Source organism: Paenibacillus polymyxa (assembly GCF_018614975.1).
Taxonomy (GTDB): Bacteria; Bacillota; Bacilli; order Paenibacillales; family Paenibacillaceae; genus Paenibacillus; species Paenibacillus polymyxa_E.
On the sequence record NZ_JAGGNR010000020.1, the window covers coordinates 56,756 to 65,861 of the forward strand.

The following is a 9,106-nucleotide window of genomic DNA, read 5'->3' on the forward strand; positions in this document are numbered from 1 at the left end:
TGCATTTGCATAGCCTATTCCTTGACTGCTCCAATAACGATCCCCTTAACGAAGAAACGTTGTAAAAACGGGTATACCATCAGGATCGGAAGCGCGCCGATAAAGATCTGTGCTGCGCGTACGGTTCGCTGCGAGATATTCTCCAACATGGAAGGATCGACGTTGATTTTGCTGAGATCTTGCTGAACAATAATGGTCTGTAATAGAGAAGCAAGCGGATAATTTTTAATATCAGACATATAGATCATGCCATCGAACCAGGAGTTCCACTGATACACCATCGTAAACAAGGACAAGGTTGCGATAGCTGGAAGAGACAGTGGTACGTAGACCAGAATCAATGTTTTGATATGACCTGCTCCATCCAAATAGGCTGCTTCTTCAAGTTCTTTGGGCAGACCGCGGAAGAAGTTCATCATGAGAATAACGTTCCACACGGACAGTGCTCCGGGCAGAATAAGTGCCCAGATTGTATTCATCAGGCCAAGCTTCTGGATCAGAATGTAACTTGGAATCAAACCGCCGCTGAACAAAATAGTAAATACGAAAAACCATGTATACAACGAGCGACCTTTAAAACTGATATCTTCCTTCGACAACGGAAATGCGGTTATGAGCATGATGACCATACCAATGATTGTCGCAATTACAGTCCGTTTAAGTGATACGATCAAGGAGTTAATGAAGTTTGAATTCCCGAATGTTTTCACATATGCGTCGGTTGTGAACCCGATGGGCCAGAAGGTAACCAGGTTTGATGATGCTGGCGCCATACTGCTGAATGAAACAGCCAATATATGAATAATTGGTAAAATGCAGAGTATCGATAATATTCCAAGAAAAGTATAGTTAGCGATGCTGAATATGCGGTATCCTTTTGTTTTATAATACAAGCCCTTTTCTCCTCTCTAGAAAACTCGATAATTAGCTAGTTTGTAAGCCATTCTGTACGATATAACAATCAAAATGGTAGCTACCACTGATTTGAATAACCCCACTGCTGTGGCGAAGCTCATCTTCCCGTTCAAAATCCCGAGTCGATATACAAACGTGTCAATGATGTCGCCTTTGTCATACACAAGTGGATTGTACAAGTTGAACACCTGATCAAAACCAGCGTTCAGGATATTGCCGATAGAGAGTGTCATCAGTACGATTGTAATCGGCATTAATGCCGGAATCGTAATGTGCAGTGTCTGTTTAAACCGGTTGGCCCCATCCACCTCGGCAGCCTCGTAGAGTGCAGGATTAATTCCTGAGAGAGAAGCCAGAAATACGATCGTACCAAAACCAAATTCTTTCCACACATCACTGAGGATCAGTGTTATTCGGAACCATGTACCGTCTCCCAGGAAGAAGATTGGTTCTCCTCCAAAGGCTACGACAAGCTGGTTGACCATGCCGCCCTGAGGAGACAGGATATCGAGCAGAATACCACCGAGAATAACCCATGATAGGAAATGCGGTAGATACACAAGCGTTTGACTTACTCTCTTGAATGCCGTCAAGCGCACTTCATTGAGCAAAATGGCAAACAGGAATGGAGCGAACAGACCTGCGATGATTTTGAAAAATGCAATGACCAGCGTATTCCAGATCACCTGACCTACGTCCGGATATAAAAATAAATATCGGAAATTGTCCCAACCCACCCATTTGGATTCAGAAAATCCCAAGTATGGCTTGAAATCCTGAAAAGCAATTACAATGCCGCCCATCGGTATGTACTGAAACACCAGTGCCAGCAATACAGCTGGAATGAGCATCATATGCAAAGTCCAGTTCCGTTGCATATTCCAGCGCTGTTTAACCCTGGTGGAGCGCCGTTTATGCGGCGTTTCTAACGTATGTTCCTTCACTCCTGCATCCCCCATGTTCTAAATTTTGTATTTTACAAGTCATCGTGAACTTGTATATTAAAATTATAGCAATGGAAATTTGTGATCTATATCCTAATATTGCAACAACGATATCAATATTTTAATGAGATTAAGGAGGTTGGACTTTGTTTACACGCATGAATGTCTTTACCAAAATTACATTGTTGTTTGTGATGCTGCTTATTCTGGTGCTGTTTCTCTATACATACTCGAACCGGGAAAGCGTGCGTGTTATCGAACACGAGATTCAGAACAATACGATGAATCATCTGTCGACATTTGCTGATTCAGTAGAATCCAACATTTACCAACTATCATTGTATGGGATGTCTATTGGGCAAGATTCGAGTATTCAGGAATATCAACGTCCCGACTACAAGGACATTCCCTATGAACGTGTGAAAGTTGGAAGCGCCATTCTGGAAAAGATGAATCTGTACAACGCAGCAAGCAAATGGCATTCGACCATCACACTATACTTCCCGCGGATGCAAAAAGTGATATCAACGGATTATTATGCTTACATTCCGTACAGGGATGATGAATTTAAGGAGCCTCTCTCGCAGTCCTGGACCTATGCCGACAATCAGTTTATCTGGTACACTACCGATCCAACGACAGCGATGGCGAGACCAGGAAAAGCCAGATTGATTACCAAAATCAGTTTCCCAGTTCACCACTTAACTGCTCTTCTTAATCAAAACAAGTTAAATAATAAAGGTGACCCGTTCATGTTCCATCCCGATTATGGATTAATCAGTAATAGCTCTGGAAAAGAAACCTTGAACGCAATCCTGCCTTCCCTGAAAGAAGCAAAACTGCAGACCAGCGGTGGATTCAGTACAACGTTGAACAAAACGGAATATTACGTCTCTTATATTCAATCCAAGAGCCTCGGCTGGTATTATGTTGACTATGTGCCTATGCAGCAAATTTTGAAACCGATTACGAGCAGCCGGAATCTCTTTTACGCTTCAATTGCTGTTCTGATCGTGATGAGCGTTGTTGTATTATATACACTCTACCGAAGTGTGCAGCTTCCACTCTTACAGTTGGTGAAAGGGACGAATCGCTTGTCCACCGGGGACTTTTCCGTTCGTCTTCATCATTCTGCACGCAATGAGTTCAGCCTGTTATTTGCACGTTTCAACATCATGGCTCAACGAATTCAGGAATTAATCGAGAATGTATATGAGGAGAAATTACGAAGTCGGGAAGCCACGCTCAAACAGTTGCAGTCCCAGATTAATCCGCATTTTCTATATAACTGCCTGTTCTATATCAAGAACATGGCCCGAATGAAAAATGAAAAGGCCGTGGTAGCCATGGCACTGAATCTGGGAGAGTATTACCGATACATAACCAGGTCCGAAAAGGATCAAGCTACGCTTCGTGAAGAGCTGACGATGGTCAAAAATTATTTGGAAATCCAGTCACTTCGTCTGGAACGAATGCATTTTACAATCGACGTGCCCCATGATATTTTAGATAAAACAGTTCCCAGACTAACCCTCCAGCCTATTATTGAGAACGCTATTATTCATGGTCTGGAGCCCAAATCGGTAGATGGTGAGATTAAAATCTATGCGGACTGCGAGGATGATGTGTACACGATTATCGTGGAGGACAGCGGGCTTGGCATGTCTGAGAAACAGCTTGATCATCTGAGAGATAATCTTCTTAAACCGCTGGATGAGAATATGGGATGTGGTACATGGAATGTCCATCAGCGTTTGTCTTTTCTGTACGGTGAAGGATCTGGACTATTCTATGACCATTCTTCAATGGGTGGGATTAAAGTTAACATCACATGGCACGACAATACAGACAAGTAGGTGAAAGACCCATGCTGCAAATATTACTAGTGGACGATGAACGTTCCGTCGTGGAAACGCTGGCAGAGACCATTCCGTGGGAAAGCTGCGGGATCGGTACAGTTCATGAAGCCTTATCCGGTGCAGTAGCGCTGGAAATTATGGACAACCACGACATTGACATTGTAATTACGGATATACGTATGCCCGAAATGTCAGGCATTGCACTTATTACAGCAATTCATGAAAAGTGGCCTCATGTGCAGACGATTCTGTTATCCGGTCACGCCGACTTTGAATATGCCAAACAGGCCATTGCGCAGGAAAGCTTCGATTACTTGCTGAAACCTGTTAGCGATGAAGATCTGATCGAATCCGTGCAACGTCTTGTTGATCGAATTAAAGAAAAGTGGGAAACCGCAGCATCTCATCAAAGAGCCTTACACGCCTTTCAGGATCATCTGCCATTGCTTCAATCCACGATGCTGCATGAGTTGCTGACTGGAAAAGTCTATGATCAGAAGACACTGGCAGACAAGCTTGATCTGCTGGAACTTCCCTACTCTGTAGGAGAGGATCTCGGTATGCTGATTATCCGTATGGAGAAACATCTATCCGATATGGCACACGGCGACCTGGCCCTAATGGAATATGCGATATGTAATATCATAAGTGAAGTGATGCATAATCATTTTCATATCTGGCACACACGAGACGTTCATGATTACATTGTTGTTCTGGTAAGCATGAAACATTCCACAACGATGAGTTATGGCAGGAGCGAGACGCCTCAGACATTGCTTGAGCAGTATGCTGCCCAGATTCAAACCAATGTTCAGTTATATTTGAAAGGTGCAATCTCCATTTCCGTCTCCAGTTGGGGCAAGTTCCCCCACGAAATTGGAGAACTCTATGAGCGAACGGTTATGTCCATGCGTAAACGGATGGGTCAGGTCCAAGGTTTGTTTGTCACCGCTTCCGATGAAACGGATGTTAGTCCCCTACATACGATCAGGTCGCTATACCAGCCACCAACGTTGATTAGCTTGCTCGAAGCTGGTCGCTTTGAGGATGTCGAACAGAAAATCGAGCACATTTTTGAGGAACTGCTGCATTCCAATGAACATCATGATATTGCGGAGTCAACCTTCGAGGTTTATTTTGCTATTGCGGGTGCGTTTGCGTACATCATTCATAAAAATGGCAAACAAATCTCTTCTTTGATTCCAGCAGAGTCCTATCGTTACTTTCAAGCTCCCAGTTACTCCACTGCACAGCAATTGCAGGACTGGTCCATACGTACACTTCATTACATACGAGATGATGCTGAACAAGAGCTTAGAGACAATCACAGCACCATTGTGCGCAGTGTCAAAAGTTTCGTCGACCTTCATCTGGCTGGAGATGTATCGCTGCCTGCAATTGCCGACCATGTGCATCTGCACCCAGTGTACTTGTCCAAGGTATACAAGGCGGAGACGGGTGAAGCACTTACTGCCTATGTGTACCGATTAAGAATGGAGAAAGCAGCCTATCATTTGCGAACATCAACCGCCAAAGTGTTTGAGATTGCAGAACTTGTCGGTTACAACAATACCGCATATTTTATTCGAGTTTTCAAGAAATTTTATGATCTTACACCGCAGGAATATCGGGAAAATCTACCTGTTTAAGAGAGTACTCAGGCCAGACTTGACGTTCTAGTAATCTCTCCGGTTTCTCCTTCTTCATCTCGAATACAAAAAGGCATTGCCGGAGATCTTCTCCTGCAATGCCTTTTTGGTGCTTATGTGGCCGCGATGTATCAATTCAGCCAGCCATGCGTCATCCTATTTTCCGCTTTTCACGGACTCATACCACTCGTTAACTTCTTTCGTAATCTGATCTCCGCCTGAAGATTTCCATTTCTCAACAAATGAGTCGAATGCATCCACAGAGGTTTTGCCATATACAATTTGGGAGAAGGTATCTTTCTCCATCTTCGTCAAAATATCATTGTTCATCTGCATTGTCATTGAAGGTGCACCAGTAAACATTTGATTGAACACGATGTCCTTTTGATCCAAAACAATTTTGGCTGCATCAAGCATAGGTACTGGTACACCTGATTTGATTTTCTTCTCAAACGGTGTAGTTGCTTCTTCACCGCTTGCCAGCTTGGCAAGTGTTGTCATGCTTAGATTGGGAATACGCGCTCCATCAAACGTTAAGGTGTACTTCTCGGGAGCATAACCACCCGTAAGACTTGCATCAGTTGATGGTTTCCCATCGACCATTACCCAATCGTACCCTTCGGCAAATCCATGTTCGAACTCATCGCCTTCTTTAGGATTTGCATAGTGATCAAAGAGATAGTTCTGATAGGTGAAAAAGGCTTCCGGATTTTTCATGTCTTTGTTAATCAGAACTACGCCGTTTCCGTTCGACGTACCATGTCTTCCTGCTTGACCGTTTGGACCGGAAGGAATCGGATAGGCTTTGTATTCAGCCTCAGGATTGTTTTTCTTCACATCCTCCAGCGGCCAGGATGGCATCCAGTGAGGACCTACCACAATACCTGCTTTTCCAGCAGTAAATTCTTCCGCAGCTTTTGTCTCGTCATACACGCCGGCTTCTTCCGGGATATACCCTTTGCTCATCCAGCTCTGTAATTTGGCCAAAGCCTGCTTCGCACCAGGTGTAACGGAACCGTATTCAAGTTTTCCATCTGCCGTCAGATTCCATTGGTTTGGCATTGTACCATAAGCGCCAAATACCCATCCAGCTTCTGACATCCATGTGTTCAGCCAGTTCTTGAAGCCAATGGTCAGTCCATAGGTGTCCTGCTTCCCATTGCCATCCGGATCTTGATTCGTAAACGTTTCCATAATGACTTCAAGATCATCTATCGTTTTAGGTGCTTCCAGATTGAATTTCTTCATCCAGTCTTCGCGTATCCACATGACAGGATCACCATTATAGGAATAGTCCAGAATCGGAATACCGATCTTTTTGCCATCTTGCATGTATGGATACCATACGGAAGGATCTTCGTTTACTGCTGCTTTCCATGTGTCGCTGGCATATTTGTCAAACAATTCCCCCGCATCGACAAATTTTCCGGACTCAATTAGTTCACGCACCAGATTGAACTCGCCGCGATACGAAATAATGTCTGGCATGTCCGCATTGGAAGCAAGCGATAGACGCAGCTTTGTCTCGAATGCATTATTGGTGGAAGGAGATATCCACTGGTTTTTCAATTCAATCCCGAGTTTCTCCTTGGCCCATTTTGTATGGACGTTGTTATCCTGATCCTCGCCCGGCTTAAACTTCACGTCTGGACCCCAAGGTCGCAAATACGTAATGGACACTGGTGGATCATACTTCCCATTTTTGAGCTCCAACGTTGTCGCTGGTGTACTCGATTCTGCTTTCTTGTCACTTCCACTGCTGCAGCCACTCAAGGCTGCAGATAGGGCCAATACACCGATCATGACCAAGCTGCCTACTCGTCTCTTTTTACTTGTGTCCAACATCGTTCCCCCAGTCTATGTAATGTTGCTTACAGGTTAATCATAATGAATGATTGGTATTTATGCCCATACTAATATTGCAACATTTATTGCATTAATTTAGGATATTGGATATTGAATACAGATATTGAATAAATACAATGCCAGAATATAGGAAAAAGCAGCCGCTAACGGCTGCTTCATTCTACTTAATTACTCGTATATTTGACCCAATCGTACTCTGCATAGAGCGGATTGGCCCCGTTATAAGGACCGAGCCAGCTATCTACTCCTGTTCCATTCCAGAGGTTCATCATGATTTTCCCAGGTGTTTTAGGAATATTGCTGGTTGCCGTGTGCTTCAATACACCATCAACATACCATTTGATATGTCCCGGCTGCCAATCGAATGCATACGTATGGAAGCCCTGGGATGCATCAAAACCTAAATTGATAATCTTCTCATGATTACCAACACCATTGGTATAATAATTGAACTGCACTTTGGTTGTGTCTTTTCCTAAAAATTCGATATCAATCTCATCCCATTGGGTGCCATGTGCGGGCCCTGTGTATGTGAAAAATGAGGAAACTACACCTGTGTTCTTGGCAGGTTTCATACTGACTTCATACAAGCCGTACCCATACGTATTCGTGGAACGGTACTCTCCGCAATCAAACTTGTTCTGTGCAGAGCTGGTCAAACCAAGCTTAAGCTTGCCGTCACTTGTAAAATTAACATTGTTAGCCCTCCACGTACAGTTAAACATGTTCCCATTGGAATACCCATCCGCTTTTTGCCACGTACTTGCGTTAAAATAGGTTAGAGGTTCCCAGAAAACATAACCCGCGAAAGCGCTTACTGAAAAAAACAAAGAGATGACACCAGTTACCGCCAAAGTATACCAAGACTTCCTCTTCATCATACACCTCCATGAATGATTCCAACATGTAGAAGCAGTATAATAATAGATAACGCTTACATGGTTGGTATTTCCATTTTATCTGGAAGTATAGTGGTACACTATAGCAAACTTTAAAGCAGAGATATTCAATTTTTAAGATCCTCGTTCTCGTACCGTAAGACTGATTTAATGAAGCGCCTGCCCTTCAGCATAGAAGGAAGAGGCGCTCCATGAAAACCCTTATCGGTTAACGTCAGCCCACCACTAAACGCAAAGTCCGTTTGTGCCTTGGCAAAAACCTCATCCGCCGCTATCAGCGGTTTGTCAAAAGTTACAATTAACGTAATGGCATTCAGTGATCTAACGCTCTGGATTTGAGCTTGCTCCGAAGGAATAGCTTGGTGTGCGGTTTGGACAATACTGCTGCTTCGCCACGGGTTTTCGTTTGCATGATGCCGAGTTCAACAAGCTTTGACGCATATAGCGCATACCATGCATTGGGATTGACATCTGTTAGTTCTACGATTTCTCCCGTCTTGCTCTCCAAATTAAACGTTTTGAAAACCAATGAAGTTAACTCCGCACGGGTAATTGCTCGATATTCACCCATAGATTGATCTGCGTATCCGTTCATGATCCCCAAGCTGTTCAGATCCTTGACAGCAGCTTCAATCTGTTGTTGGGTAAGCTGTGCGGTTGTTGCCGCAATGGTAGTAACGAATGTAGCTGCATGTACTTGATTCGCAGTTAACGGGAACACTGCTGTACCTAATGCAGTTATGGTTAGAAATGTAGCAATTTTGCGGGTTGTAGAATTCATGGTTGAATTCCTCCTCTATAGGTTGTAGTTGCCTTCTATAGAATAGAGGACAAAAAGAAACTCCCAAGGACAAAGTTATTAACAAAATCACGCCTGTTGAATATCCTAATTATGTAAATTCATGTTGGTGAAAAACCGAGCTCAAAAAATGATCCTGTAGCATCACTATTCGCCATTCGACGGGCAATTGCTC

General features: G+C 43.6%; 7 protein-coding genes. 2 read left to right on the top strand and 5 right to left on the bottom strand.

The features are described 5' to 3' along the window. Positions 1–14: 14 nt before the first annotated feature. Positions 15–893 (bottom strand): carbohydrate ABC transporter permease, encoded by an 879-nt coding sequence (locus J7E78_RS18165; RefSeq protein WP_076210648.1) that lies wholly within the window; start codon positions 891–893, stop codon positions 15–17. A 15-nt stretch (positions 894–908) separates the two neighbouring features. Beyond that, positions 909–1,859 (bottom strand): ABC transporter permease, encoded by a 951-nt coding sequence (locus J7E78_RS18170; protein ID WP_017688355.1) that lies wholly within the window; start codon positions 1,857–1,859, stop codon positions 909–911. 146 nt (positions 1,860–2,005) lie between these two features. On the opposite strand from J7E78_RS18170, the gene J7E78_RS18175 reads away from it, so the two are divergent. Then, the gene (locus J7E78_RS18175; RefSeq protein WP_215077601.1) at positions 2,006–3,715 is read left to right on the top strand and encodes a sensor histidine kinase; all 1,710 of its coding nucleotides are present in this window, start codon (positions 2,006–2,008) and stop codon (positions 3,713–3,715) included. A gap of 11 nt (positions 3,716–3,726) precedes the next feature. After that, on the top strand, positions 3,727–5,367 hold the full coding sequence (locus tag J7E78_RS18180) for a response regulator (protein WP_215077602.1): 1,641 nt from the start codon (positions 3,727–3,729) through the stop codon (positions 5,365–5,367). Between the two features lie 156 nt (positions 5,368–5,523). On the opposite strand, the gene J7E78_RS18185 is transcribed toward J7E78_RS18180, so the two are convergent. From J7E78_RS18185 to J7E78_RS18195, 3 genes are all read right to left on the bottom strand, one after another. Then, the gene (locus J7E78_RS18185) at positions 5,524–7,212 is read right to left on the bottom strand and encodes an extracellular solute-binding protein (RefSeq protein WP_251035128.1); all 1,689 of its coding nucleotides are present in this window, start codon (positions 7,210–7,212) and stop codon (positions 5,524–5,526) included. Positions 7,213–7,397: 185 nt separating this feature from the next. Beyond that, positions 7,398–8,111 carry a beta-glucanase gene (gene bglS / locus J7E78_RS18190; protein WP_017688359.1) on the bottom strand — a complete coding sequence of 238 codons (714 nt, stop codon included), beginning with the start codon at positions 8,109–8,111 and terminating at the stop codon, positions 7,398–7,400. Between the two features lie 334 nt (positions 8,112–8,445). Then, the gene (locus J7E78_RS18195; protein WP_215077603.1) at positions 8,446–8,913 is read right to left on the bottom strand and encodes an S-layer homology domain-containing protein; all 468 of its coding nucleotides are present in this window, start codon (positions 8,911–8,913) and stop codon (positions 8,446–8,448) included. Between the last annotated feature and the right edge of the window lie 193 nt (positions 8,914–9,106).

Excerpts from the sequence above, each read along its gene's own strand:
- J7E78_RS18180 (WP_215077602.1), top strand. The coding sequence starts at position 3,727 with ATGCTGCAAATATTACTAGTGGACGATGAACGTTCCGTCGTGGAAACG.
- J7E78_RS18185 (WP_251035128.1), bottom strand. The coding sequence starts at position 7,212 with ATGTTGGACACAAGTAAAAAGAGACGAGTAGGCAGCTTGGTCATGATC.
- bglS (WP_017688359.1), bottom strand. The coding sequence starts at position 8,111 with ATGAAGAGGAAGTCTTGGTATACTTTGGCGGTAACTGGTGTCATCTCT.
- J7E78_RS18195 (WP_215077603.1), bottom strand. The coding sequence starts at position 8,913 with ATGAATTCTACAACCCGCAAAATTGCTACATTTCTAACCATAACTGCA.